This is a genomic window from Algivirga pacifica (assembly GCF_039543525.1).
In the GTDB taxonomy this organism is placed as follows: domain Bacteria; phylum Bacteroidota; class Bacteroidia; order Cytophagales; family Flammeovirgaceae; genus Algivirga; species Algivirga pacifica.
In genome coordinates this window covers 17,164-41,979 of record NZ_BAABJX010000062.1, presented here as the reverse complement: position 1 = coordinate 41,979, position 24,816 = coordinate 17,164, and the positions used below count along the sequence as shown (strand labels likewise).

At 39.4% G+C, this 24,816-nt stretch carries 22 protein-coding genes and 2 tRNA genes; 7 read left to right on the top strand and 17 right to left on the bottom strand.

All coding sequences use genetic code 11. The features are described 5' to 3' along the window. The first annotated feature begins 109 nt into the window (after positions 1-109). The 4 genes from ABD985_RS19285 to nagB (ABD985_RS19270) all read left to right on the top strand — a co-directional run bounded on the left by ABD985_RS19285 (position 110) and on the right by nagB (ABD985_RS19270) (position 8,273). Complete coding sequence (locus tag ABD985_RS19285; RefSeq protein ID WP_345374650.1) at positions 110-4,282, top strand: AAA family ATPase; 4,173 nt, start codon at positions 110-112, stop codon at positions 4,280-4,282. A gap of 230 nt (positions 4,283-4,512) precedes the next feature. Next, on the top strand, positions 4,513-5,148 hold the full coding sequence (locus ABD985_RS19280; RefSeq protein ID WP_345374648.1) for a response regulator: 636 nt from the start codon (positions 4,513-4,515) through the stop codon (positions 5,146-5,148). A gap of 248 nt (positions 5,149-5,396) precedes the next feature. Continuing rightward, on the top strand, positions 5,397-6,164 hold the full coding sequence (gene nagB / locus ABD985_RS19275) for a glucosamine-6-phosphate deaminase (protein WP_345374646.1): 768 nt from the start codon (positions 5,397-5,399) through the stop codon (positions 6,162-6,164). A gap of 138 nt (positions 6,165-6,302) precedes the next feature. Continuing rightward, positions 6,303-8,273 carry a glucosamine-6-phosphate deaminase gene (gene nagB / locus ABD985_RS19270; RefSeq protein WP_345374644.1) on the top strand — a complete coding sequence of 657 codons (1,971 nt, stop codon included), beginning with the start codon at positions 6,303-6,305 and terminating at the stop codon, positions 8,271-8,273. A gap of 153 nt (positions 8,274-8,426) precedes the next feature. Here the strand turns inward: nagB (ABD985_RS19270) and ABD985_RS19265 are convergent, their stop codons facing one another. The 9 genes from ABD985_RS19265 to ABD985_RS19225 all read right to left on the bottom strand — a co-directional run bounded on the left by ABD985_RS19265 (position 8,427) and on the right by ABD985_RS19225 (position 12,334). Continuing rightward, positions 8,427-8,699, bottom strand: coding sequence for a hypothetical protein (locus tag ABD985_RS19265; RefSeq protein ID WP_345374642.1), 273 nt, complete (start codon positions 8,697-8,699; stop codon positions 8,427-8,429). Between the two features lie 133 nt (positions 8,700-8,832). Continuing rightward, entirely contained in the window at positions 8,833-9,207 is a 375-nt protein-coding gene (gene rplL, locus ABD985_RS19260; RefSeq protein WP_345374640.1) for a 50S ribosomal protein L7/L12, read from the bottom strand. A gap of 143 nt (positions 9,208-9,350) precedes the next feature. Continuing rightward, a complete protein-coding gene (gene rplJ, locus ABD985_RS19255) occupies positions 9,351-9,893 on the bottom strand; it encodes a 50S ribosomal protein L10 (RefSeq protein WP_345374638.1) in 543 nt (180 codons plus the stop codon). A gap of 2 nt (positions 9,894-9,895) precedes the next feature. Beyond that, on the bottom strand, positions 9,896-10,591 hold the full coding sequence (gene rplA / locus ABD985_RS19250) for a 50S ribosomal protein L1 (RefSeq protein WP_345374636.1): 696 nt from the start codon (positions 10,589-10,591) through the stop codon (positions 9,896-9,898). Positions 10,592-10,625: 34 nt separating this feature from the next. After that, the gene (gene rplK, locus ABD985_RS19245) at positions 10,626-11,072 is read right to left on the bottom strand and encodes a 50S ribosomal protein L11 (RefSeq protein WP_345374634.1); all 447 of its coding nucleotides are present in this window, start codon (positions 11,070-11,072) and stop codon (positions 10,626-10,628) included. A gap of 2 nt (positions 11,073-11,074) precedes the next feature. Then, on the bottom strand, positions 11,075-11,641 hold the full coding sequence (gene nusG / locus ABD985_RS19240) for a transcription termination/antitermination protein NusG (RefSeq protein ID WP_345374632.1): 567 nt from the start codon (positions 11,639-11,641) through the stop codon (positions 11,075-11,077). A gap of 39 nt (positions 11,642-11,680) precedes the next feature. Further along, positions 11,681-11,869: a preprotein translocase subunit SecE gene (gene secE / locus ABD985_RS19235; protein ID WP_345374631.1), complete on the bottom strand. Its 189-nt coding sequence runs from the start codon at positions 11,867-11,869 to the stop codon at positions 11,681-11,683. Between the two features lie 95 nt (positions 11,870-11,964). Next, positions 11,965-12,037 (bottom strand) — tRNA-Trp (locus ABD985_RS19230). A 224-nt stretch (positions 12,038-12,261) separates the two neighbouring features. Next, positions 12,262-12,334 (bottom strand) — tRNA-Trp (locus tag ABD985_RS19225). Between the two features lie 241 nt (positions 12,335-12,575). On the opposite strand from ABD985_RS19225, the gene recO reads away from it, so the two are divergent. Continuing rightward, positions 12,576-13,262, top strand: coding sequence for a DNA repair protein RecO (gene recO, locus ABD985_RS19220; protein ID WP_345374630.1), 687 nt, complete (start codon positions 12,576-12,578; stop codon positions 13,260-13,262). A gap of 59 nt (positions 13,263-13,321) precedes the next feature. Here the strand turns inward: recO and ABD985_RS19215 are convergent, their stop codons facing one another. The 8 genes from ABD985_RS19215 to ABD985_RS19180 form a co-directional block, all read right to left on the bottom strand. Next, entirely contained in the window at positions 13,322-13,726 is a 405-nt protein-coding gene (locus ABD985_RS19215) for a hypothetical protein (RefSeq protein WP_345374628.1), read from the bottom strand. Positions 13,727-13,780: 54 nt separating this feature from the next. Beyond that, a complete protein-coding gene (locus ABD985_RS19210) occupies positions 13,781-14,392 on the bottom strand; it encodes an ABC transporter ATP-binding protein (protein ID WP_345374627.1) in 612 nt (203 codons plus the stop codon). Positions 14,393-14,545: 153 nt separating this feature from the next. Further along, on the bottom strand, positions 14,546-15,322 hold the full coding sequence (gene lpxA, locus ABD985_RS19205) for an acyl-ACP--UDP-N-acetylglucosamine O-acyltransferase (RefSeq protein WP_345374625.1): 777 nt from the start codon (positions 15,320-15,322) through the stop codon (positions 14,546-14,548). 108 nt (positions 15,323-15,430) lie between these two features. Continuing rightward, a complete protein-coding gene (locus ABD985_RS19200; RefSeq protein WP_345374774.1) occupies positions 15,431-16,831 on the bottom strand; it encodes a bifunctional UDP-3-O-[3-hydroxymyristoyl] N-acetylglucosamine deacetylase/3-hydroxyacyl-ACP dehydratase in 1,401 nt (466 codons plus the stop codon). A 78-nt stretch (positions 16,832-16,909) separates the two neighbouring features. Next, a complete protein-coding gene (gene lpxD / locus ABD985_RS19195; protein WP_345374624.1) occupies positions 16,910-17,941 on the bottom strand; it encodes a UDP-3-O-(3-hydroxymyristoyl)glucosamine N-acyltransferase in 1,032 nt (343 codons plus the stop codon). Positions 17,942-18,003: 62 nt separating this feature from the next. Then, positions 18,004-19,239, bottom strand: coding sequence for an HD domain-containing protein (locus ABD985_RS19190; RefSeq protein ID WP_345374622.1), 1,236 nt, complete (start codon positions 19,237-19,239; stop codon positions 18,004-18,006). A 31-nt stretch (positions 19,240-19,270) separates the two neighbouring features. After that, a complete protein-coding gene (locus ABD985_RS19185) occupies positions 19,271-20,977 on the bottom strand; it encodes an OmpP1/FadL family transporter (protein WP_345374620.1) in 1,707 nt (568 codons plus the stop codon). A gap of 205 nt (positions 20,978-21,182) precedes the next feature. Continuing rightward, the gene (locus ABD985_RS19180; protein WP_345374619.1) at positions 21,183-22,097 is read right to left on the bottom strand and encodes a DUF1190 domain-containing protein; all 915 of its coding nucleotides are present in this window, start codon (positions 22,095-22,097) and stop codon (positions 21,183-21,185) included. 338 nt (positions 22,098-22,435) lie between these two features. Here ABD985_RS19180 and proS point away from each other — a divergent pair, with 338 nt between their 5' ends. Together proS and ABD985_RS19170 are read left to right on the top strand one after the other, a co-directional pair. Continuing rightward, positions 22,436-23,911: a proline--tRNA ligase gene (gene proS, locus ABD985_RS19175; protein WP_345374617.1), complete on the top strand. Its 1,476-nt coding sequence runs from the start codon at positions 22,436-22,438 to the stop codon at positions 23,909-23,911. Positions 23,912-23,970: 59 nt separating this feature from the next. After that, positions 23,971-24,606, top strand: a complete 636-nt coding sequence (locus ABD985_RS19170; RefSeq protein WP_345374616.1) for an acetyltransferase — start codon at positions 23,971-23,973, stop codon at positions 24,604-24,606. The last annotated feature ends 210 nt before the right edge of the window (positions 24,607-24,816 follow it).

Sequence of the window (24,816 nt, the reverse complement as noted above, 5' to 3'; positions counted from 1 at the left end):
TCGTATTTTTCAAATGTAGAGTACTTGTAGTATGTCTACGTTATGTATCAATAGAACTCTAAAGTACCAATAAACTTTTTAAGTTGATCCTCCTACTGTATCTGACACTATGAAAAATAATCATATCTCCATATCTCCTATTCTAAAAGCTTATGAGCAACTGAAAAAATCCCAATCCTGGAATATTCGTTTTGCTTTTGTATCAGGTTATTTGGGCATGGGTAAAACTACCCTTGTTCAACAGTTCAAGGAGCATATACAATCAGAAGCGCTTATCATTGAAGGAAACTTCAACGCTTACCATCAAGGAATTCCCTATCATGGCTTTAAACAAGCTATTTCTAACCATGTACATTATATCATTACTAACTACGATAGAGGTGCTCTTGACCTACTAGAAAGAAACCTGATCGAAAAACTGGGGAACAACCTTTCCTTTATTACAGACTATATCCCAGAGTTATCTCTTCTACTAAAAGACCCTATGACCTCACAGCAGCAAATCATGGGAGTGGAAAACCAGCTATATCCTTTGATTAAAACGCTTTTGGATATTTTCATTTCTTTTAGTCATAAACCTTGTGTCTTTATTCTAGATAATCTACAGTGGATTGACCCTTCCAGTACCAATCTCTTAAAATACCTGGCCTTCAATACGGACAACCACAAGATTTTTGTACTGGGAGCATATCGAAAAAACGAAGTTCAAAAAGGACATCCGATCAATTTGCTCTTGAAAGATTTCATGGAAGACACCATTCAGGTGACCGAACTAGAGATCAAACACATGACATTGGATGATATCCAAATACTAATTAAGCAGAACTTTCCCAATGGAGAGGTTAGTGCCTCTTTATCAGAGACTGTTTTAAAACTAACGGAAGGCCACCCCTTTTACGTACATACCTTACTAAAAGAGCTTCGTGATTCTAAACTTATATGGCTAAAGGATGGTGTATGGGAAGCCAATCAAAGGGAAATCTACGAGCAATATGGACAAATGAACATGGAAGGTTCAGTATTGCAAAGGTTAAACAATGCCTCTCTTCCAACACAAAAAATGCTAGAGTATATCGCTTGTATTGGCTACTATCATGAAGAAGTCATTCAACACCTTTTGCACACTAGCTCCGAAACTCTTCAGCAGCTGATACAGGAAGCTGTACAACTACAACTTATTCAAAAGGAACAAAAAAGCATCCGTTTTCCTGAAGGGTATTTTGCTGATATTATCTATAAAAATATCCCGTTACACCAGCGGGAAATGATGCACTTTCTGATTGCCGAGACCATGTTTCCCCTCTCTCGCTTACAGGAAGACACCTCTGCATTATTTTATACAACACAGCAATACAATGAGGCCCTACCAATTGTTATACACCGCAATAAGTTTCTCTTTTTGGCCCAGCTTAATTTACAAGCAGGAAATGCTGCCCGAGAAAACCGTGCTTTTGAGTTAGCTATTAAATTCTATAATACCGCCGCTGATCTCCTGAAAGAAACTACCTCTAAAGATGAGCAAACCACTCTCAAAACAGAGATTCAATTAGAAAAAGCCACTTGTGAGTATCGTCACGGAAACTATGATTTATCAGAAATCCACCTAGACAAAATCCTTCAATACACGACAGATCCTGTATTAAGAAGTAAAGCCTATGAACAAAAAATAGTGATCAACATCCATACAACCCGTTTCCAAAATGCGATAGATATTACCCAAGAAGCTTTAAGAGAATTGGGCACACAGCTTCCCGTGGAAGAGAAGGAACTCTCAGAAGCATTGGAAGTACAAAACACAAATATTAGGACGTACATTCAGGAATACGGTATTGACCACCTCTATGATTATCATCAACGGGAACTAACAGCCCAGGAGGATGCTATTCTTAGGATACTATATGCCAGTGGTGTTGCCTTACAACATTATTCCAGTAAGCTTCTTTATTGGCAATCGGCTTATATTGTAAACTTGAGTTTATCTACCAAGATGACCACTATTGGGTGTATGGGGCTGATTATTTATGGTCGAATGTTAATCACTTTTGAAGATGATTTCACTATTGCTTTTGCTTTAAGCAGTGTCGGCTACCGATACAATAATAGCCTTCCGCCAACAATACAAACGCCAAGAATCAATGGGGCCTATGCTTATTATATCCTGAGTTGGCAAAGACCCTACCGTGAGGCTATTCCTTTGTTGGAGGAGAGTATACAGTCTGCTATAGGCAGTGGTGACGAGATTGGTGTGCAACTACTTAAAGGATTCCTCTTTAACCTAAAGTTTATCGCAGGATTCTCTTTACAAACACTTATTGACAATAAAGCATCTTCCATCAATTCATTAGAAGGAAAAGGGATGCCCATCTATAAGTATCCTTTACAGTTGATCCTTTACTTAAGTGGTAATAGTGCTACCCTCTCTTCCCCTGGAGAAGTATCCAGACATATAATACAGCAGCAATCTGATGAAGAACAATTTTTCTATCATCATATTCGAAGTAAGTACTATTTTTTGATGGATATGTACGAAGCGGCAATGGAAGAGGGAGAATTGGGCTTAAAGTACTCTACTTTACAGAAGAGTGCTCCTTTATATGTAGAACATCTTTTCTTCTTGGCCCTTGCTATTGCTGCAAACTTTGTCAATATCTCCAAAAATCAACGAGAACACTATATCGATGAGCTCAAGAAATATTTAGAAAAAATTGAATTTTGGGAAGTTAACTGTAAAACGAATCAACTTCATCGATCCCTACTCTTAAAAGCTGAGTTACTTCGTTTGGAAGGTAATAATACAGCCCTGATTAAAGAGGCGTTTCAAAAAGCTATTAAGCAAGCTAATATTGACCTCTTCCCCCAAAATAAAGGAATCGCTCACCTTCGACTTTTCAACTTTCTTTTAAGTCAACGAGAAGCAAACTTAGGAAGAGAGGAGCTTTTCCATGCCATCAATGCTTTTCAACGTTGGGGAGCCAAATCTAAGGTGTTACAACTGGAAGAAAAATACACTTACCTTCTTCCGCTCAATATGCCTTTCAAGCAAAATATGCTCTCTTTAGAAGCTATACAACAGGAGATCAGTACTGAAATTAGTGAAGAGAAAGCCCTAAAGAAACTACTTACCTTATTGCTTACCTCTTCGGCAGCCAGTCGCTGTGTAATCTTCCTTAAGGAAAAGAATGACCTTGTATTTTCAGGAGAAGCTGATGCTGAAACTCACCAACTTTCTGTTTCCAATGCGACTACCTATCTCAAGGACTATAGCAAAGTCCCTCACTCTACTATTCTATACTGTGCCCGTACTCTCCAAATTGCTCACAGTAGCAAACCTCTGGAAGATGATTTATTAAGAGAAAAAGACTATATCAAGCAATATACTATACAAGCATACCTGTGTATTCCTATCGTTATCAACAATGAGTTAACGGGAGTTATTTACTTTGAAAACTACCATCATAATCAGGTATTCAATGATAATCGATCTGCCTGGATCAAACTGATCGCCAAACAGGGAGGATTACACCTAGAAAAAGCAAAGATTCATCAACAAACGCTCAGACTCAATACGGAGTTGAAGCAGGAAATGGCAGAGAAGGAACAACTTCATAAGCTAATTGAAGAACAAAAAAGTAAATACCTTGCAGCTATTGTAGAAACACAGGAGAAAGAACGAAAACGTATTGCTGAAGATCTCCACGATAGTCTCGGTGCCCTTCTTGGAAGTGTTAAAATGTTATTCACCCACCTACAGGATCCATTTGAACAAAATGTTGAGCATACCAAAGCTCAAGAGTATATTAAAGCATTGCAGCTATTGGATGATGCCTGTCAAGAGGTTCGTCGTATCTCTCATAATATGTTACCTAGTTCACTCACCAAATTTGGTCTTATTACAACACTAAGCAGTTTTGTAGACCAGGTACAGTCTAGCAGTGGTTTAGAAATCAATTTTCAGGCTTATGGCTTTGAAGATCGACTCCCTTCCAATATTGAAGTAGCTGTATATCGTATTTGTCTAGAGCTTTTACAAAATATCAATAAGCATGCAAAGGCTAAGCAGATTGACTTCCAACTCATGCGATACGACGACTCCTTAAATATTAGCATAGAGGACGACGGAATAGGATTTGATCTCAGTCACAAACCAACAGGTATCGGACTGGAAAATATAGCCTCCAGAGTAGATTACCTGAAAGGGAGCTATCAAATTGACTCTCGTCCCGGATATGGTACTTCAGTGATGATTGATATCCCACTTGTAGAAGCTTCTTCGGAATCCTAAGTGCAATAGTTCAAAAAAATCTTATATTAGTACCAATATTGTTTCAAAAATCAAATAAGGGATACACTCTGTAATGACAAAAAAGATCTTATCATCTTACACTTTTTCATCGTCATGCAGAATATATAAATCAGAGAAACCCTTCTTCTGAGAGTATGTTTGGAGGCTGCCTTTTTCATCAAGTCACTCATTTCTGTATACTCTCTGAAAGCCATTAATCACCAAGACATATGACAAGAATAATAATCGCTGATGACCATCAAATGTTTATTGATGGCATCAAATCTCTCCTTATCGATGAACCACAAATACAGGTAGTGGGAGAAGCTCATAATGGAAAAGCTGTACTGGACTTACTAGAAGATACTAATGCTGATCTTATCATCATGGATATCAGTATGCCTGAAATGGACGGTATAGAAGCGACAGAACATATCCTTAAAAAGTTTCCAGACATGAAGATTTTGGGACTGTCCATGCATAATGACAAAGACTTTATCTCCAATATGCTGAAAGTCGGCGCTCAAGGATATATTCTTAAAAACACTGGCAAGAAAGAATTAATATTTGCTATTCGAACCGTTATTGAGGGTGAAAACTACCTCAGTAAAGAAGTTTCTGAAACGCTGGTAAGCAGTTTTATGCGAAAGCCAAAAGAGCAGGAAGCTATTGAAAAGCTCTCAAGAAGGGAGCAAGAAATTCTGGAGCACATTGCTGAGGGAAATACTACCCAAGAAATTGCTGATAAATTATTCATTAGTAAGAACACCGTAGAAACTCATCGTAAAAATCTGCTCTTCAAGCTTAAAGCCAAAAATACTGCCGAGCTGGTGAATGTCGCCTTCAGAAAGGGTATTATTAAGTAATATATTAAAGGAGAAAGGAAAGCTACAACCTTATTCTTTCTCCTTCATCCTTCATCCTTCATCCCCTAAAGAGATAGCCCTTAATAGGTATTTCTACAATTCACTAATTTCAGTGAAACAAAATGAATAATTATATGCCAATATTTGAGCCACATCTCTAGGTGGCTGTACGAATAAGTTTTCTAAACATATACCGGCTGCCAAACTGGAGATCAACACATAAATATGAACGATCAAAAAGCAGGGCTATGTCAGTATTAGAAACATATCAACTGAGCGTAAATACATTTGACTCCAAGGAAGTTGCATCCAAAAAAGCAGCAGCACGTATTGCAGAACTTATCCAAGATAGAGACTCTAAAGGAGAGAATACTATTCTAGGACTTGCTACGGGATCATCACCACTAGGAGTATATGCAGAACTTATCCGTCTTCACAAAGAGGAAGGGCTAAGCTTTCAGAATGTAATCACATTCAACTTGGACGAATACCTACCCATGGATGCAAACTCTGCACATAGCTATGTCTACTTTATGCAAGAAAATCTTTTTAAGCATATTGATATCAAACCTGAAAATATCCATATCCCTGACGGCACACTAAGTCAAGAACAAGTAGATAGTTTTTGTCAGGAGTATGAACAAAAAATAGCTGCAGTAGGAGGAATAGACATACAACTTTTAGGTATAGGAAGAACTGGTCACATCGGATTTAACGAGCCGCCTTCATCATTGGATTCTCTTACGCGTCAAGTTATTCTACACGAAATTACACGTATTGATGCTGCACCTGGCTTTGGTGGAATTGAGCATGTTCCAAGTAGTGCCATCACTATGGGAGTAGGTACGATCATGAAAGCCAAAGAAGTAATTATGCTTGCCTGGGGAGAAAGTAAAGCAGCTATTGTCAAAGAGATGATACAAGGAGAGATTTCAGAGCAGGTTCCTGCTACTTTCCTACAATACCATGCAAACACACAGGTATACCTTGATAAAACTGCAGCCTCTGCACTTTAATAAGAAATATTCAAAGGCATGAGCATCAACTCCTTATTATAGTTGATATTCATGCCTTCTTTTTAGTATTAAGTACCATAAAGCACTCACTTTATTCCTTTATAAGTGAAGCGAAGAGGAGACACTCACATTTTGTTTATGTCTCCGTATCTCACCCCTCCCTTTTACACTAAGGAATACGACTTGAATGACAATATCATGACACCACAGATACCAGATAGAGAATTTGAAAAAGTAACGACACACACGTTTTCTGATGCTGCTGAGGCCTCTAAGCATATTGCAGAAAGAATCGCCTCCCTAATTCGAGAGAGAGAAAACCAAGGAAAAAAAACGGTACTGGGACTAGCTACGGGATCCTCTCCCTTAAAAGTATATGACGAACTGATCAAGCTTCATCAGGAAGAAGGACTAAGCTTTCGCAATGTCATCACCTTTAATTTGGATGAATACTATCCAATGAGTCCTGATTCGATTCATAGCTACGTTCGTTTTATGAAGGAAAACCTCTTCGATCATATTGATATTCTTCCACACAATACACATATTCCTAAAGGAGATATCCCCCAGGAAGAACTATATGAGTATTGTAAGCAATATGAAGAAAAGATACAGGAAGTAGGAGGCATTGATATTCAACTATTAGGAATTGGTCGAAGTGGACATATCGGCTTTAATGAGCCAGGCTCCACAGCACATTCCAAAACACGTCTTGTTACTTTAGATAATGTTACCAGAAGTGACGCTTCTTCCTCTTTTAATGGAATAGAAAATGTACCCCGTAGAGCAATCACCATGGGTGTCGGGACTATCCTGAAAGCTAAACAGGTTTGTTTAATGGCATGGGGCTACACCAAAGCCCATATCGTAAAAGCCATGATCGAAGGACCTGTTACTGATAAAGTTCCCGCCTCTTTTTTACAACAACATGAGGATTGTAGTGCTTTTCTAGATACATCAGGCTCTCAGCAACTGACACGCTACACGACTCCCTGGTTAGTCAGGTCTTGTGTATGGGAAGATAATCTTATTAAAAAGGCAGTAGTATGGCTAGCTTTGAAAATTCAAAAGCCCGTGCTCATGCTCACAGAGCATGATTATAATGAGCATGGTTTGGATGAGCTTATCAGTACCATTGGTTCTGCTTATGACCTCAACATTAAGGTTTTCAATATGCTTCAACATACCATTACTGGATGGCCTGGTGGAAAACCAAATGCGGATGACTCTCAAAGACCTGAAAGAACCTTGCCTGCTCAAAAAAGAGTATTGATCTTTTCTCCTCATGCCGGTAATGATGTCATCTCTATGGGAGGGACTATTGAAAGGCTCATAGAACAAGGACATGAGGTACACATAGCTTATCAAACTTCTGGTAGTTTAGGGGTGTCTGATGCCGTTACAAGACGATATACTCGCTTTGCCAAAGAGTTACTTCATCACTTCAAGTTACCTTCTGATACATTAGAAGCTCCCTTCAAGGAAGTCTTGGAGTATCTTGGCACAAAAGAGGAAGGAGATTTTGACTCGATGGCAATCCGAAAGATCAAGGCGCTTGTTCGTAAGGAAGAAGCCATTGCTGCTATGCATTATTACGGTCTCCCTGAAGAGCGTATACACTTCCTCAATATGCCTTTTTATGAGACCGGAAAAGTGCGAAAAAAGCCTTTAGGAAAAGAGGATTATGCATTGGTAAAATCCCTTATCTCCCAATTAAAGCCACATCAAATCTTTGCAGCCGGTGATCTATCCGATCCACACGGTACACAGCGACTCTGTCTGGATGCTATACAAAAAGTATTACAGGACCTAGCTGCTGAAGACTTTATGAAGGACTGTTGGGTATGGTTATACAGAGGAACATGGCAAGAATGGAATATTGATGAGATTGACATGGCTGTTCCTATGTCTCCGGAACAAGTGATGCGAAAAAGAAGAGGGATCTTCTTTCATCGATCTCAGAAAGACAATATTCTTTATCAAGGAGAAGATGAGCGGGAATTCTGGAAACGAGCAGAGGATCGTAATCAGGGGACTGCCAAGCGATATGATGAACTAGGGATGGCGCAATATGCAGCGATAGAAGCCTTTAAGCTTTATAAGAAATAGCTATTGTTCATAATGTTTAATTGCACTCCGTGCGTTCATAATGTTTAGTTGAGGGGTATTGTATTATAATTTAAAACAACTAAACATCATGAACGAGCGAAGCTCAATTAAACATTATGAACAACTATCTTTTGAGTAGATCACACCTTAATATTACTTCAAGCGGTCTCTCAATTTTTCTTTAAGATCCTCCTTCAGGTTTTCACCTTTGTCACCGAGTGTACTTTCGATTTTCATCTTCACTTTTTCCATCTCGGTTGGTGCAAAATGATCAAACATCAAATAGCTCACTCCTAGTATAAGTACTAGAAAGATCAATTTCATCATCATCTTTGCTACTCTCACGATCACCCCAATAGTCAAGATGACTGCTACAGCCATAACGATCAGTTGTCCTGTCGTTAAGTATTCCAAGTTAAATTCCATATCTAAAAAAAATTACAATAATCTGTGACTTGCTATCTAGCAATTAATGTACCTATATAAGGAATCCTTGATTTTAATGCAAAAAAAAAGGCAAGCACGAGGCTTGCCTTTTTTGATCTATCTTCAATCAGAATTATTTCAATTCGATTTCAGCACCTTCTCCTTCTAGAGCAGCTTTCAAAGCTTCAGCCTCTTCTTTAGAAACGCCTTCTTTGATAGCAGTAGGAGCAGCATCAGCCATTTCCTTCGCTTCTTTCAAACCAAGACCAGCGTTTTCTTTCAACGCCTTAACTACTTTAAGTTTTGCAGAACCAACTGACTTAAGGATTACGTCGAACTCAGTCTTCTCCTCAGCAGCCTCTCCAGCAGCACCACCAGCTACCATTACAGGAGCAGCAGCAGCTGCAGGCTCAATACCATACTCTTCTTTAAGGATTTCAGCAAGTTCTTGTACGTCTTTTACAGTTAGGTTTACAAGCTGCTCAGCGAATTGTTTCAAATCTGCCATTTTGAATAAAACTTTTAGAAAATTTTTAAATACTTCAATTATATATGTGGAAGCATGATATACTGAAGTAAATTCAGTTATGCGCGTAACATTCTTCCCATGATCAACAGATTAAGCGCTCTGTTGAAGCGACCAAAACATCCTTACTCTCCTCTTTCTTCTAGAGTTTTCAAGATGCCTGTGATAGTCTGACCACTTGATTGTAGTGCAGAAACCACGTTCTTTGCAGGTGATTGCAATAGAGCCACAACGTCTGCGATAAGTTCGTTTTTCGACTTGATTGCAGAAAGTGATTCCAATTTGTCGTCACCAGCGAAGATTGCACCGTCAACAGAAGCTCCTTTCAATACAGGAATCTTTCTGTCTTTAGGCATATCTTTTCTGAAATCTTTCAAAACCTTTGCAGGCTCTGAAGCAGACTCAGGAGAGAAGATGATACCTGACATGCCTTTCAATACTCCAGCAGAAGCGAACTCTGAATAGTCAGCTTCCAAAGTATCTAGGGCCTTCTCGATAAGTTTGTTTTTTACTACTTTATACTCGAGACCTTTGCCAAAACAAGCTTTTCTGAATCCATTGATCTCTGCTACTGTCATTGTAGAAGCATCGATGATATAGAAGTAATCAGTAGCCGCTAGCTTTTGACCAAGTTCCTCGACTAGTTGAAACTTTTGTTCTTTAGTCATGATTAGATACTTTTAAGAGAACTTTTGTCAATTTTGATACCAGGACCCATTGTCGAAGAGACAGTAACGCTCTTGAAATAAGTTCCTTTTGCTGCTGAAGGCTTCAATTTAGCAATCGTAGAGATCAATTCTTCGATATTCTCTTTCAATGCGTTTGCCTCGAATGATACTTTACCAGTAGAAGTGTGAATGATACCAGTTTTATCAACTTTGAAGTCGATTTTACCAGCTTTCACTTCAGTCACCGCTTTACCTACTTCCATAGTTACTGTACCTGCCTTAGGGTTAGGCATCAAGCCACGAGGACCCAAAACTCTACCCAAACGACCGATTTTCGCCATAGCTGTTGGCATAGTGATGATTACGTCGATATCAGTCCAACCACCTTCGATTTTCTTGATAAACTCATCCATACCTACATAGTCAGCACCAGCAGCTTTTGCTTCCTCCTCTTTATCTGGAGTTACTAGCGCCAATACTCTTACTTCTTTACCAACACCATGAGGAAGGGTTACTACACCCCTAACCATTTGGTCAGCCTTACGAGGGTCTACACCCAATCTGATGTCTACATCAACAGAAGCATCAAACTTCTCGTAAGAAAGCTCCTTCACAAGTGCGGCAGCTTCTTCAAGAGAGTATTCTTTAGCATTGTCGTATTTTGACAACGCCTCTTTATATTTCTTTGTTAATGCCATTTTAAATTACCTTACTACTAGTGAATTAAATTAATTACTCAGCGTCCCATGGAGCAGTACCACTAACGGTAATACCCATAGATCTTGCTGTACCAGCTACCATTCTCATGGCAGACTCAACAGTAAAGCAGTTCAGGTCAGGCATTTTGGTTTCAGCGATTTCTTTCACTTGGTCCCAAGTTACTGACGCCACCTTATTACGGTTAGGCGCAGAAGAACCACCTTTGATTTTCGCCGCTTCCAAGAGCATATTTGCCGCCGGAGGAGTTTTGATTACGAAGTCAAATGACTTATCCGCATAGATTGTAATCAATACCGGCAACAGTTTTCCCGCTTTGTCCTGAGTTCTAGCATTAAACTGCTTACAGAAGTCCATGATGTTTAGACCCTTAGAACCCAGCGCCGGACCTACTGGAGGTGACGGGTTAGCCGCCCCACCTTTAATCTGCAGCTTTAGGTAACCTGCTATTTCCTTCGCCATTGTTAATCTACTTTTTCAACTTGTTTATAATCCAATTCCATTGGTGCATTACGACCAAAGATCTTCACCATTACGCTAATTTTCTGGCGAGCTTCGTCAACTGCTTCAATTGTTCCAGTGAAGCCGCTGAACGCACCGTCCATTACCTGAACTGTTTCGCCCACCGCAAATTCCACGTCATGTTTCACATCTTCATCCTCCTGTGTGGTATTCAGAAGACGATTGATCTCTGATTCTCGCATAGGTTTTGGAAGCTCTGAAGGGTCTTTTGAGTCCACGTTCAGAAAACCTATGACACCGGGAACACTTTTTATCATATGAGGCACCTCACCATGTGACAAGTCTGCACAAACATATACATAGCCTGGATGAGAGATACGCTCCACCTCTACTTTCTTTGTTTTTCCATCACGCTGCTTTCTTGTTTGAAAAACACGCTCTGTAGGAACAAATACTTCGCTGATGAAGGACTCCATACCTTGGTTCTCCACATCTTTAATAAGGTATTCTTTTACCTTCTTCTCCTGCCCACTGACCGCTCTAACTACGTACCAGTTTAATCCGCTCATGTAAACTTTATGGTTTTAAGGCCGCAAAATTACTTCTTCCTAGAAGAAGTTATAAATCTGTTGAATCCCTGTTTGGAAAACATAATCTACCCCTTGAATAATCAAGGCGATAATTGCTGAAGAAACCAGCACCATAACAGAACTCTTTCTCAACTCACCAAGAGAAGCCCATGTTACATGCTCTGTCATCTCAGCGTAAGATTCTTTCAAGAACTCAATAATTTTCATATGCTTTAACAGTTTTTGAGTACAAAAAAGTCACATCACTGTATTTCTTTTTTTGCACCAGGTTAAAAAAACCAGATTATTCTTAAAAAAAGATGCACGGGTGGAGAGGCTCGAACTCCCGACAACTGGTTTTGGAGACCAGTGCTCTACCAACTGAGCTACACCCGTAGTTCTTATTCAAAAGAGGATCTCTTTTCAGAATAAACTCTGTAGAATTTAGAGTTGCAAATGTAAAGCATCTGCAGTATTATTCAAACATTTATCATTGATTTTTCTGTGAATCAATTTATTAATTCTCAGAAAAGATGATTCCTGTCCGATGCCTTATCAGGCTATTCTACACGCACTGTCTATGCATTAAAAAAACCCCGCAAAGTACGAGGTTAATTTTGCACGGGTGGAGAGGCTCGAACTCCCGACAACTGGTTTTGGAGACCAGTGCTCTACCAACTGAGCTACACCCGTAAATACATTCTCATTTTAGTTTTTCGCTCGGGTTGTCCCCTAAAGCGAGTGCAATAATAGAGGTTTTATTTTTAGCCCACAAATTTTTAGCAGAAAAATATCCAATTTTTTATACTTTTACTCCAAATTAGTAGGATTGAGGTACTCAAATATACGTATATTTACATTTATACTGGGCGATGCCCGGTACTAAGAAAATACCGGTTTTACTTTTTATAGGAGTTCAATATATATTGTCCGTATGGAATATATCAATACTAAAGGGATTGTACTCAGTACAATGAAGTATAAAGAATCCTCAGTAATCAGTCGTATCTATACCGAGAAACTTGGTTTGCGCTCCTACCTAGTACATGGAGTCCGTAGTAGCAGAAACCGTAAAACACAAAAGGCTGCCCTTTTTCAACCTTTAAACCTATTAGACCTACAGGTTACTGAGCGTCCTCTTAAAGAGTTACAGCAAATCAAGGGAGGAAATATCCTTTACCCTATGCTGGATTGTCGAACCAACATTATTAAAGGAAGTATATTACTTTTCCTTACAGAAGTTCTAAGTAAAGTTCTTAAAGAAGAACAAGAAAATCCAACTCTATTTCTATACCTACAACAAAGTCTTATTATTTTTGATAAGCTACAGAAGCACTTTGCCAACTTTCATCTGCAGTTCTTATTAAACTTGCCTGATTACCTCGGTTTAACGATCAACGAAGCTAAATCTCTTTATACGGAGCAACGCATTCATGATCATCCTGAGTTAGATAAAACCATCAATCAACTACTTCAAACTCCTTTTGATGAATATATCCCACTCAACCAACAACAAAGAAGTGAAGTGTTAGACCATATTATTAGATTCTACCAATATCATTTTCAGTCCTTCGACTACCCTAAATCCTTAGAAATACTCAAAGAAGTTTTAAGTGCATAAAAAAGGCTTTCACGATATCGTGAAAGCCTCTTATTATGTATACTATACAAAGTAAAAAATTACTGAGCTGCAGTAAATGTATACGTATAAGTTGTCGTCTGAGAAACTTTTGCGTTGGCATCTCCATCTGTCCAAGTCAAAGAGATTGCTGTAGCGCTTGTATTTACCGTTTCAAATTCTGCTCCTGCAAAAATGTTATTCACAGGGTTTACTTCAGAACCTCCGAAACCAGTTGGCATTGGTGCAATATCTTGGCTGTGACCAGTTACAACAACAGTACCCGTTGTATAAGTATCATCATCGTAAGTCACTTTTACTGACATATCTGCATCTAAATCACCTGCATTTGAAGTAGACATCGTGTATGTTACCTCTGGTCCTTTGTCATCATCTTTACATCCACCGGCTACTGCAGCTACCAATACGACAAAAAGCAATAAAGTTTTAGAAATTTTGCTCAACATAAGAAATTGATTTTAGAAAATTGATAAAAAAATAAGAAAGCAGTTGTGCTATATTCACTTATACTTCTCCAACGTAATTACCTCATCGCAAAAGTCATACTCATAAGGTTGGTTGGAGCAAATAATGATAAGTTTCTCATTCATTGGCTGGTTTAGGTGGGATAAATACCAATCGATATTCTGATGATCAAGGTTGGATGTCGGTTCATCTAAAATTAAGACCTTGTCCTGATTATATAAGGCTAAGGCCAACTTTAATTTTTGTTTCATTCCCGACGAAAAGTCCCTCACTAACTTATTAGCCGATTTTTTGAAACCCAATATATTAATAATTTCATGATTATCCTGCACTAACGGTTTAAAATTACGATAGAAAGACAAGAGCTCAGTCAAGGTAAATTCCTCAATCAGTTCTGTATAAGGCCCTGTAATAGTTAAGAGCTTATATATTTCTTCTAAAGGAATACTTTTACTTTGATAACGATACGTTAATTTCCCTTCAGTGAAAGGGATCACCCCTGCCAATGTTTTCACCAAAGTGGTCTTTCCACTACCATTACCTCCTGTAATCGCATATTTCTTACCTTGGGAGAATGAAAGATCTACTCCCCTAAATATCCATTCTCGGCCAAACTTCTTTCCCAGACCTTCTACCAAGATTTCCATAATCTTCTATTTTTTTTAGACCTATATGCTGATACAAAAAAAACCTACACAGTATAGGTAATAGCTGTATAGGTTTTATTTTTCACTAGTAAAGGATCTTTATTATTACTTTTTATCCTACGTGGTAAGCTTAAGAGTTAAGCCATCAAGAAATTAATATCCTTTTATAACTCCTCTCTTGGAAGCTTTAATAAAGGATAGGATTTCTTCTTTATATAAAGAAGATAATTGCTCCTCTTCCTCTACCATTTTTACGGCTACAGACATATTGACTCCTTTATTATAAAGGCTTCTATAAATCTCGTGAATCTCGCTAATTCCTTCCGTATCAAATCCTCTTCTCTTCAGCCCTACAGCATTAATTCCACCATAACGCAATGGTTCTCTTGCCGCTTTGACAAATGGAGGAATATCTTTACTTACCAGAGCACCTCCCGCAATGAAGGCATGATTCCCTATTCGAACAAATTGATGAACGGCAGATGTTCCGCCGATAACCACATTATCTCCCACTTCTACGTGTCCTGCCATCTGCACAGCATTTGAAAAGATACAGTAATCACCAATCTCGCAATCATGGGCAATATGTACATAAGCCATCAAAAGACAATGTTTACCTATCTTGGTAGTCCATTTATCTTCTGTCCCTCTATTGATTGTCACACACTCACGTATAGTGGTATAGTCTCCAATTTCTACCGTGGTTTCTTCTCCGTGATATTTCAAATCTTGAGGAATCGCTGAAATAACCGCACCAGGAAAAATCTTACAGTGCTTACCTATACGTGCACCTTCCATAATGGTAACATTAGAGCCGATCCATGTTCCTTCACCTATTTCTACATTTTTCTGAATCGTTGTGAAGGCGTCTACCTGTACTCCTTCTCCTAACTTGGCTTCAGGATGAATATTCGTTAATGAGTGCACCATGATTTGAAATTATTAGATCAATACATGTAATTTACTGAAAAAATACAATGCAGCAATTTACGACAAAAAGTTTGCCCTTAGAAAAGAGCAAACTTTAATATATGCTAATTATTCTGTTTCTTCTTTACGTACAATACTAGCAGTCATTACTGCTTCACAGACTAATTTGTCTCCAATGAAGGTTTGACCTTTCATTTTAGCAATACCACGACGAATAGGAGCCAATAACTCACACTTCATAATCATAGTATCTCCAGGTACTACCATTTTTCGGAAACGACAGTCATCCAACCCAATGAAGTAACTCCAGTAATTATGGGGATCTTCCAAAGTGTTCATTACCAACACTCCTCCTGTTTGTGCCATGGCCTCAATTTGTAGTACGCCAGGCATCACAGGATTCCCAGGAAAGTGTCCTGTAAAAAACTGTTCGTTAACCGTCACATTTTTAATTCCTACAACGTGCTTCTCGGACAGTTCTGTGATCTTATCCACTAACTTAAATGGATAACGATGTGCCAACAACTCATCTAAATCAGTAGAATCGTATAAAGGAGTTTGATTAGGATCATACTCAGGGACATTATTTTTATCCAGCTTGAGCATAATTTTCTTCAACTTCTTCGCAAAACCAACATTAGCAGCATGTCCTGGACGTGCAGCCAAAATCTGTCCTTTAATTGGACGACCTACCAACGCTAGATCTCCAATCACATCCAGTAACTTATGTCTTGCCGGCTCATTTGGGAAGCGTAAGTCAACATTATTAAGAATGCCTTCTTCCTTTACTTCTACCTTAGGTAGGTTAAATACATCTGCAAGATCGGCTAACTCCTCATCAGAAATTAGCTTATCTACGACAACAATCGCATTATTGAAGTTTCCTCCTTTAATAAGGTTGGCCTGTCTCAATGCCTGTACTTCGTGCAAGAAGCAGAATGTACGACAAGGGGCAATTTCTGTCACGAACTGCTCAATATCAGCCATCATCGCATGTTGGCTTCCCAATACTTGAGAGTTGTAGTCCACCATGACCGTCACCCTGTAGTCATTCAAAGGAAGGGCTGCTATTTCTACTTTACGATCTTTTTCTTCATAGAAAATTCCTTCAGGAATCTCGAAGAACTTACGTTGAGCCGCTTGCTCTTCCAATCCTACTTCCATCAATGCCTCTACATATTTGATAGAGCTTCCATCCATAATAGGTGGCTCAGGTCCATCCAATTGGATCAACACATTATCAATCTGCAGTCCCACTAATGCCGCCAAGGTATGTTCAACAGTATATACCTTTACATCACCTTGTCCAATCGTTGTCCCTCTAGACAAGTCTACCACAAGGTCAACGTCAGCATCGATAATCGGTTGTCCCTCCATATCTATACGCTGGAACTTATAGCCATGGTCCGGAGGTGCTGGCAAAAAAGTCATCGTTGCCTGTTCTCCTGTATGAATTCCCACACCGGATAAACTTACAGGCTCTTTAATCGTATGTTGCTTTGTATACATCATAACTCTCTGGTCCTTCATTGGACCTCATTAAAAACAGTCTTGACCAAAATGAATTTGGTCTTATTTATACTTGGTTTACAATTCTTTGAGTTTCTTTTCCAACTTCCTGATTCGTTGAAGTAACTCAGGAAGTTTCGTAAAGACCATATGAGATCTGATGAAAGAAGTGGAGGAAATCGCTGGGTAGCCCATCATTTTAGCGCCTTCCTGCTCTATGTCATTTGGCACCCCTGTTTGTGCTGCCAACATTACTTTATCTGCCACTTTAAGGTGTCCAGCCAAACCTACTTGTCCTCCCAACATACAATGCTCTCCTACTTCAGAAGAACCCGCAACCCCTACTTGAGCTGCCATTACCGTATGCTTGCCAATTACAACATTGTGTCCTATCTGTATAAGGTTATCTAGTTTGACTCCTTCTCGAATCAACGTATCACCAATAGTAGCACGATCAATCGTCGTATTAGCTCCAATATCTACATGGTCTTCTAAGACTACACGTCCCAATTGTGGAATAGTAGAATAGGTACCGTCTTCCTGAGGAGCAAAACCAAACCCTTCTGAACCAATCACAGCGCCTGCTTGCAAAGTACAGTGGTTCCCTATTTTACAACCATGATTGACCTTTGCTCCTGCAAATAGGGTCACATCATCTCCAATCTCCACATTATCGCCTATATAAACGTGTGGATAAATCTTCACATTTTTCCCGATCTTTACTCCTTTTCCGATATAGGCAAATGCCCCTATATACTCTCCTTCTCCGATCTGAGCTGAGTCGTCAATAAAAACAGGGCTTTCTATCCCTGATTTTTTAGGAGTAATCATTTTTTCATACTCCTTCAATAATTGAGTAAATGCGGAATAAGCATCTTTTACATAAATCAGCGCTGCACTGACCTCTTTTTTAGGGACAAACCCCTCACTTACAATAACGGCTGAAGCAGCTGTAGTATACAAAAACTCTTCATACTTCATGTTGGCCAAAAAAGAAATAGTTCCTGTACGTCCCTCTTGTATTTTGGCGACATCATTAATCATTACTGTACCATTCCCTTCTACCTTTCCTCCTAAAATAGCTGCTATTTGATCTATGCTTATTTCCATTTTACAATCTTATTCCCTCAAATATTAAAATATTATATGGTTAAATTCATGCTTACCAAATCCTACAAAGATATAATTTTAGGATAGCATAAATAGTATTTTTTTACAATTTTGCTCAATGCTTCCACATTGGGCAAATCTGAAGCTTGAGCGATATCCACTACCGATCCATCCTTTCGCTTGATATTGATACTCTCCGAGTAAGGCACATAAGCCGCATTACTCACCACACCCGTTACACAAAAATACGGTAGTTCCTCTTCCTGATATCCCTTTTCCACCAACAAGGTCTTTACCTGATCTATCTCCTGTTGTGTAAATGGAGTATCTGAAAACTTGATTTTATAGACATCCCTATTCAACAGCATATTACTCAGGGTACTAATCACCCTGTCTTCATGATTTCTCCACCACTTTACAGAAGCAAAGATATCACTATCATCCAATGCTGTATAATTATCAAGATATTGGTCATCATTGACAAAGTCCTTAAGCCTCACTTGTTCTCGCAAAAACAATGATAATGCCGGAGTAGCCATCAAAGACACTCCTTGATCTTGTAAATCCCTAGCCCTTCGAATCAACTGTACTAAAACTTCCTCAGCGGCCACTGCTGTTTTGTGCAAGTATACTTGCCAATACATTAATCTTCTTGCCGTCAAAAAGTTTTCGATACTGTAGATTCCTTTCTCTTCTACGACTATTTGGTTATCCACAATATCCAACATACGGATAATACGGTCTGTACCAATACTTCCCTCTATTACCCCCGTAAAAAAGCAGTCCCGTTGGAGATAATCCAAACGATCCATATCTAATTGACTTGACACCAACTGATGAAAAAAAGGGACTTTATATGTATTGGTGAATATTTTGATCGCCTTTTTCAACACCCCATCAAATTGCTCATTGAGCTTTTCCATCATCAGCAAAGAAAGATCTTCATGGTGTACCCCATGTAGAATACTATGCTCCAATGCATGAGAAAAAGGACCATGTCCAATATCATGTAAAAGAATTGCCATCATGGCCGCTTCCCTATCTTCTTTAGGGATTTTATGCCCTTTGGTTCTCAATGCTTCCATTGCTGTCGACATCAGGTGCATCGCTCCCAATGCATGGCTAAAACGGTTATGATTGGCACCGGGATATACCATACTGCTTAATCCCAGCTGACTGATTCTTCTCAAACGCTGAAACCAAGGGTGCTGAATCAAATCGTAAATCAGCTCTGACGGAATATTGACAAAACCATAAACGGGATCGTTAATGATTTTCTTTTTACGTGTCTGTATCATGTAAAGGGTAGTAAAAATTGGGAACTAATCCCTAAAAGAAAAATCCTGCATTGAGCATGGTACGAAACTTTCTTTGATCAATTTCTATAAGTGGTGATTTAAACTCTTCTGGCACCTCTTGAAAGTCCAAGTCTAATACGTATGGTTGGAATAACTCCGTATACGTTTCGTGTACTACGGTAAAGTCAATGTAATAAGACTTTTTGCGGTACCCGATTCCTCCTGTAATAAACTGTCTTCCTTCATCAAATACTCTTAAAGCTTCTTTCAATGGATCTGGATAATAAGCATATCCTAGGCGTACCCTCCAATCATTTACTCTCCATTCTCCTCCAGCATTTATATTCCATACTCCTCTATACTCTTCTTCCAGTACCTGATTGTCTCCGGAAAAATCTACATCCTCAAAAAAGCCCGGTCCTACTAAACTACCATTAGAAAGGTGAATCTGATCGTAGGCAACATACTCTACATCAAAAGATAAAAAGCCATTTTTGCCGATAAACCCTGACACTCCTCCCGCTAAACGATAAGGCGTACGTAAATTATACTCAGTATCTAGTAGCTCATGATTGACTGTCTCTGCTCCATCAATAATCACTCCTTCCTGATCAGGTGTAGGGTTCACTCGTATCGGTTCACCGGTAAAATCATCAATAATAAAGTTGCCATTCTCATCCAGTATATTACCATCTACATCCCTATTCGGAAATAAGAAATCAAGCGTCTCTTGTTCATTGAAGAATACATTATTGTAATCCGTATACAGTTCAGCCCTGAAATAATCCCTCACATTATAATAGGTAGGTGTCGTTGCTGTAAAGCCTATTCTAAATGCTTCTATAGGTTTGTAGATAAAACCAATTTTACCATTGATACCAGTCGCATCAGTCTCAAACTGTTCAAAAAGTTCTATTCCTACCAAGTCCCTCCCATCTCGGAACTCAAACAAGGATCGATCTTTTGTATAACGGATCGACTCTATCCCTAATGTACCACCAAAGTAAAAGGTATCTCCTAAGTTACCCCCATAAGCAAAGCTTATCTGATTCTTATTTCCTTCTGTTTTCACATACCCTTCTCTACCCAATGGAGAGGAACCCACCACTAAATAATAAAACGGATTATTCAGATCATTGGGATTATAAGGAAACAACAAGTCACTGTGAAAGCCAAGAGAACCCATTGTTGTCACCCCAAACTGTGAAGGACTATCTTCATTCATGAATCCTAAAGACAATCCCTGTGCCTGCTCAAAAAAGAAATCAATCAGAGATGACTGATTAGTTGCATCACCCGTATAGGCTATATTCTCATTGTAGTCCTGCATTCTGGAGTAAGTAATCGCAAAAGAACCTCCTTTCCATGTCTGGCTTCCTCCTTTTGCCATACTAAACACCGCTCCTCCAAAGGGAATATTGAAAGGTGCTCGCTGATCCTCTCCAGCAATGCCCATTCCTGAAGCATCTGTCTTATTAAAGGATATACCTGCTCCTAAGTGTGCCTCTGACCTACGGTTAAACCCCAACCCTGCAGGGTTTATCAATGCATGGGAAATATCTCCTCCCAATGAGACGCCACTTCCTCCAATAGCCTGCATACGGGCAGAACCGGCTAAATTATTGGATGAAAAACGAACTCCATCTATAAAGTATCCCGTTGGGACATTTTGAGCTTGAAGTAAGTGGGTTAATGAAAACAATAAGATGGTGATTAGGCTGGTATGTGTATTCCTCATTATCTATGATTTTTTGGTTTATTATAAGCGTATAGAGTAAGCTATTAACGATCCATAAATCGGTTATTGAAATATACTATTTATCTGTAAAGACAAACAAAAACCTTCGAAAAACAGCGTTTCCGAAGGTTTTTGCTTTATATAATTTTTTAGTCTATTCAAATTAATCTCACCTATAATAGATTGCTTCACCCTTTATGTTCTTTTATCTTCTTCTACTTGTTCTAATTGTAGAACGAGATGGACTTGGAGAAGAAACCGACCTACTCGGAGAACTTGTTCTGTAACTGCTTCTGGAAGGTGTCCCGTAGTTATTACCTGATGTATTCCATCCACTGTTGGTTGCTCTACGATAGCTATCAGATCCTCCTGTACCCAACACATTCACGCGTTGATTTGCGGAACGTTGATTAATTCTGTTCGGAACACGAATTGTCGCTGAAGATTCTGCCGGACTAGGTCTTGTTGTTGCAAAATTGGTCCCCGGTCTCGAATATGTTCTCGTTCTTCCTTCTGCAATTGCCGGAGGAACTGAACCTGGCAGCCCATAAATCGGATATGCCACTCCATAAGGGTATCCCCAGCCTCCAAAGAATGGGTTACCAAATGCATAAGGGCTGAAAAATGGATCATAAAATCCACCTCCTGGATAAAACCCATTTCCGTACATGAAGTTCATACCAAAACCTATACCTACATTCCCTAAAGAGAATGGCATCCAGTTCAGGCCTAATCCATAATAAGAAGACGGTCCAAAGGCACCACCGCCAAACCCCATGTTCATGGAAACGCTTGGCAACCATCTTGACGTGCCATTCATCGCGTTGGCACTTTGCGTAGATGTTCCATTTTCCGGAGCTACTGTGGTAGTCGTCTGATCCTCATAATATACATAATCCCCCTCGGCTGTCCCTGGCGTATACTCTGGGTTAGCATACTTATTCCCCGCAGGAGCTTCATAAGATGGATTATTTAATGCTTCAGGTTGAGGAGCAGGCTTGAAGTTTTTAGCCACAGCCTTTCGATCCGATTTGAAAAAATACATATCATCATACTCCTGTGCAGAGACAGCAGTACTCGCTCCTAAGAATAATATGATTGGTATCAGAAGTTTTCGCATAATTCGGTAACGTCTTGAGGTTGTTGAACGGACTCCTTATTTGAAAACAGCTACAACTACATGTAGCGGTCTATTGTCATCTTCTATTATAAAGACTCGATAAACTGACCGTTCGTCAGTAAATTTATTATAAAAAACGGATAAATTGTTAATTTTGTTTGGATTTAACAGTTATTCCTTTAAAAAACATTAACAAGCTATTACAATTAGTTTTGGTTTTACTTGACTTTTTGTAGCTGACAAAAAAGGGATTTATTAACTTGCGTCCTTCTAACACCATCTAAGGTGAGGATCCACTTAAAAGATTATTCGTTTTACTTAAAAAAATAAAGAATTCCATGGCAAAAGGGCTACCAAAAAGGAGTGAGGACTACTCAGCCTGGTACAATGAGCTGGTGAAGAAAGCTGATTTGGCAGAAAATTCGCCAGTGAGAGGCTGTATGGTAATCAAACCATACGGATTTGCAATCTGGGAAAAAATGCAACAGACCTTAGACAAAATGTTTAAGGACACGGGGCATTCCAATGCATACTTTCCGCTGTTTATTCCAAAATCATATCTAAGCCGCGAAGCAGACCACGTAGAGGGGTTTGCAAAAGAGTGTGCTGTTGTAACCCACTACCGTCTTAAGAATGCAGAAGATGGCTCAGGGGTAGTGGTAGACCCAGATGCTAAGCTGGAAGAGGAACTGATTGTTCGTCCTACTTCTGAAACGGTTATCTGGAGTACCTACAAAAACTGGATTCAATCACACAGAGACCTTCCTCTATTGCTAAACCAATGGGCTAACGTTGTTCGTTGGGAGATGCGTACACGTTTATTCTTACGTACTGCGGAGTTTCTATGGCAAGAAGGCCACACGGCACACGCAACCAAAGGTGAAGCCATCAAGGAAACAGAAACCATGCTACACGTATATGCTAAGTTCGCTGAAGAATTTATGAGTATGCCAGTAGTCAGAGGTGTAAAGACAGAAAGTGAGCGTTTTGCCGGAGCAGAGGAAACTTACTGTATCGAAGCACTTATGCAAGACGGTAAGGCATTGCAAGCAGGTACTTCTCACTTCTTGGGACAAAACTTTGCAAAAGCATTTGACGTAACTTTCTCTGACAAAAACAACCAGCTACAACACGTTTGGGGTACCTCATGGGGTGTTAGTACTCGTTTGATGGGAGCTTTGATTATGGCGCACTCTGATGACGAAGGACTAGTACTACCTCCTAAGTTGGCTCCTATTCAGGTGGTTATTGTTCCTATCTATAAAGGAGAAGAGCAATTGGCTAAGATCTCTGAAAAAGTAGCGGGAATCAAATCAGAACTAGAAGCTAGAGGCATTTCTGTGAAATTTGATGATCGTGATACATTGAGACCAGGCTTCAAGTTTGCTGACTGGGAGATGAAAGGGGTTCCGGTACGTGTAGCGATTGGAGCGAGAGATCTTGAGAACAATACGGTTGAAATTGCTAGAAGAGATACTAAAGAGAAGCAATCGTATAGCCTTGATAACGTAGAATCTGTAATTGCTGATTTACTGGATCAAATTCAAGAAAATATCTTCCATAAAGCCTTGATGTTCAGAGATGACAACATCACTAAGGTAGAATCATATGAAGAATTTAAGGAAGTACTAGAGACCAAGGGTGGATTTATTTCAGCACATTGGGATGGTACTCCTGAAACAGAAGAAAAGATACAAGAAGAAACCAAAGCCACTATTCGTTGTATTCCTTTGGAAAACGAGGAAGAGGAAGGTACTTGTATCTATTCCGGCAAGCCATCCACACAACGAGTGTTATTTGCAAAGGCTTACTAAAAATATACATGCCGGGGTTTATTCCCCGGCATTTTATGTTAATCCCTAATAGTATAAATATGGAACTTCAACCAGTAATGATCTTTGGAGCATCGGGACTTGGTAAAGTCGCTCTTGAGATCTTTAAAAGTCAGGATATACTTGTATACTGCCTTTTGGATGACGATAAAGACCTGCATGGCAGTGAAATTGATGAAGTAGGTATTCTTGGTAGTACCGATGATGACAGTTTTATCCGATATGTAGGAAAAAAATGTGATGCCTTTATTGCCCTAGAAGATCCTAGCAAACGTAAAGAACTCATTGACCGCCTTTTGAAAAAACGTAAGGCGATGCCTGTCAATGCGGTACACAAAGCAGCGGTTGTTGCCTCCAATGCATTTTTGGGATATGGTAACTTGGTTAATGCTACAGCTGTAATCAGCGCAGGCTGTAAGGTTCCTAACCATTGTATTATCAATACAGGTGCTGTATTGGAACATGGGGTAGAACTAGGTGACTTTGTTCAAATAGGGGCCAATGCCACCATTAATGCCAATGTCAAGATAGGAGAAGGTGCCTTGATCGGGTCTGGCTCTATCATTGCTGCCGGTATCCAAATTGGAGAGGGTGCGCAAGTTGCTCCTGGCTCCCTAGTCCTGAAAGATGTTGAAGAAGGCACTACTGTATTTGGTAGCCCTGCCCAAGAGATTTAATATTGTGAGGTAGGGGCGACCATAATAGTGTCTTAGGCTTGCTATTACCATACTTGATGTCGGGCGACCACAATAGGGACTTAGACTTGCTATTACCACACTTGATGTCGGGCGACCACAATAGGGACTTAGACTTGCTATTACCACACTTGATGTCGGGCGACCACAAGGGTCGCCCTTACCTTTTACCTTTTACCTTTTACCTTTTAC

Bases quoted from the DNA above. Each gene is read 5' to 3' on its own strand.
- nusG (WP_345374632.1), bottom strand. From the start codon at position 11,641: ATGAGCGGATTAAACTGGTACGTAGTTAGAGCGGTCAGTGGGCAGGAG.
- nagB (WP_345374646.1), top strand. From the start codon at position 5,397: ATGTCAGTATTAGAAACATATCAACTGAGCGTAAATACATTTGACTCC.
- ABD985_RS19215 (WP_345374628.1), bottom strand. From the start codon at position 13,726: ATGTTGAGCAAAATTTCTAAAACTTTATTGCTTTTTGTCGTATTGGTA.
- recO (WP_345374630.1), top strand. From the start codon at position 12,576: ATGGAATATATCAATACTAAAGGGATTGTACTCAGTACAATGAAGTAT.
- ABD985_RS19180 (WP_345374619.1), bottom strand. From the start codon at position 22,097: ATGCGAAAACTTCTGATACCAATCATATTATTCTTAGGAGCGAGTACT.
- lpxA (WP_345374625.1), bottom strand. From the start codon at position 15,322: ATGGTGCACTCATTAACGAATATTCATCCTGAAGCCAAGTTAGGAGAA.
- rplA (WP_345374636.1), bottom strand. From the start codon at position 10,591: ATGGCATTAACAAAGAAATATAAAGAGGCGTTGTCAAAATACGACAAT.
- ABD985_RS19190 (WP_345374622.1), bottom strand. From the start codon at position 19,239: ATGATACAGACACGTAAAAAGAAAATCATTAACGATCCCGTTTATGGT.
- proS (WP_345374617.1), top strand. From the start codon at position 22,436: ATGGCAAAAGGGCTACCAAAAAGGAGTGAGGACTACTCAGCCTGGTAC.
- ABD985_RS19265 (WP_345374642.1), bottom strand. From the start codon at position 8,699: ATGGAATTTAACTTGGAATACTTAACGACAGGACAACTGATCGTTATG.
- rplJ (WP_345374638.1), bottom strand. From the start codon at position 9,893: ATGACTAAAGAACAAAAGTTTCAACTAGTCGAGGAACTTGGTCAAAAG.
- ABD985_RS19185 (WP_345374620.1), bottom strand. From the start codon at position 20,977: ATGAGGAATACACATACCAGCCTAATCACCATCTTATTGTTTTCATTA.
- ABD985_RS19210 (WP_345374627.1), bottom strand. From the start codon at position 14,392: ATGGAAATCTTGGTAGAAGGTCTGGGAAAGAAGTTTGGCCGAGAATGG.
- nagB (WP_345374644.1), top strand. From the start codon at position 6,303: ATGTCTCCGTATCTCACCCCTCCCTTTTACACTAAGGAATACGACTTG.
- rplL (WP_345374640.1), bottom strand. From the start codon at position 9,207: ATGGCAGATTTGAAACAATTCGCTGAGCAGCTTGTAAACCTAACTGTA.
- rplK (WP_345374634.1), bottom strand. From the start codon at position 11,072: ATGGCGAAGGAAATAGCAGGTTACCTAAAGCTGCAGATTAAAGGTGGG.
- ABD985_RS19200 (WP_345374774.1), bottom strand. From the start codon at position 16,831: ATGTATACAAAGCAACATACGATTAAAGAGCCTGTAAGTTTATCCGGT.
- ABD985_RS19280 (WP_345374648.1), top strand. From the start codon at position 4,513: ATGACAAGAATAATAATCGCTGATGACCATCAAATGTTTATTGATGGC.
- ABD985_RS19170 (WP_345374616.1), top strand. From the start codon at position 23,971: ATGGAACTTCAACCAGTAATGATCTTTGGAGCATCGGGACTTGGTAAA.
- ABD985_RS19285 (WP_345374650.1), top strand. From the start codon at position 110: ATGAAAAATAATCATATCTCCATATCTCCTATTCTAAAAGCTTATGAG.
- secE (WP_345374631.1), bottom strand. From the start codon at position 11,869: ATGAAAATTATTGAGTTCTTGAAAGAATCTTACGCTGAGATGACAGAG.
- lpxD (WP_345374624.1), bottom strand. From the start codon at position 17,941: ATGGAAATAAGCATAGATCAAATAGCAGCTATTTTAGGAGGAAAGGTA.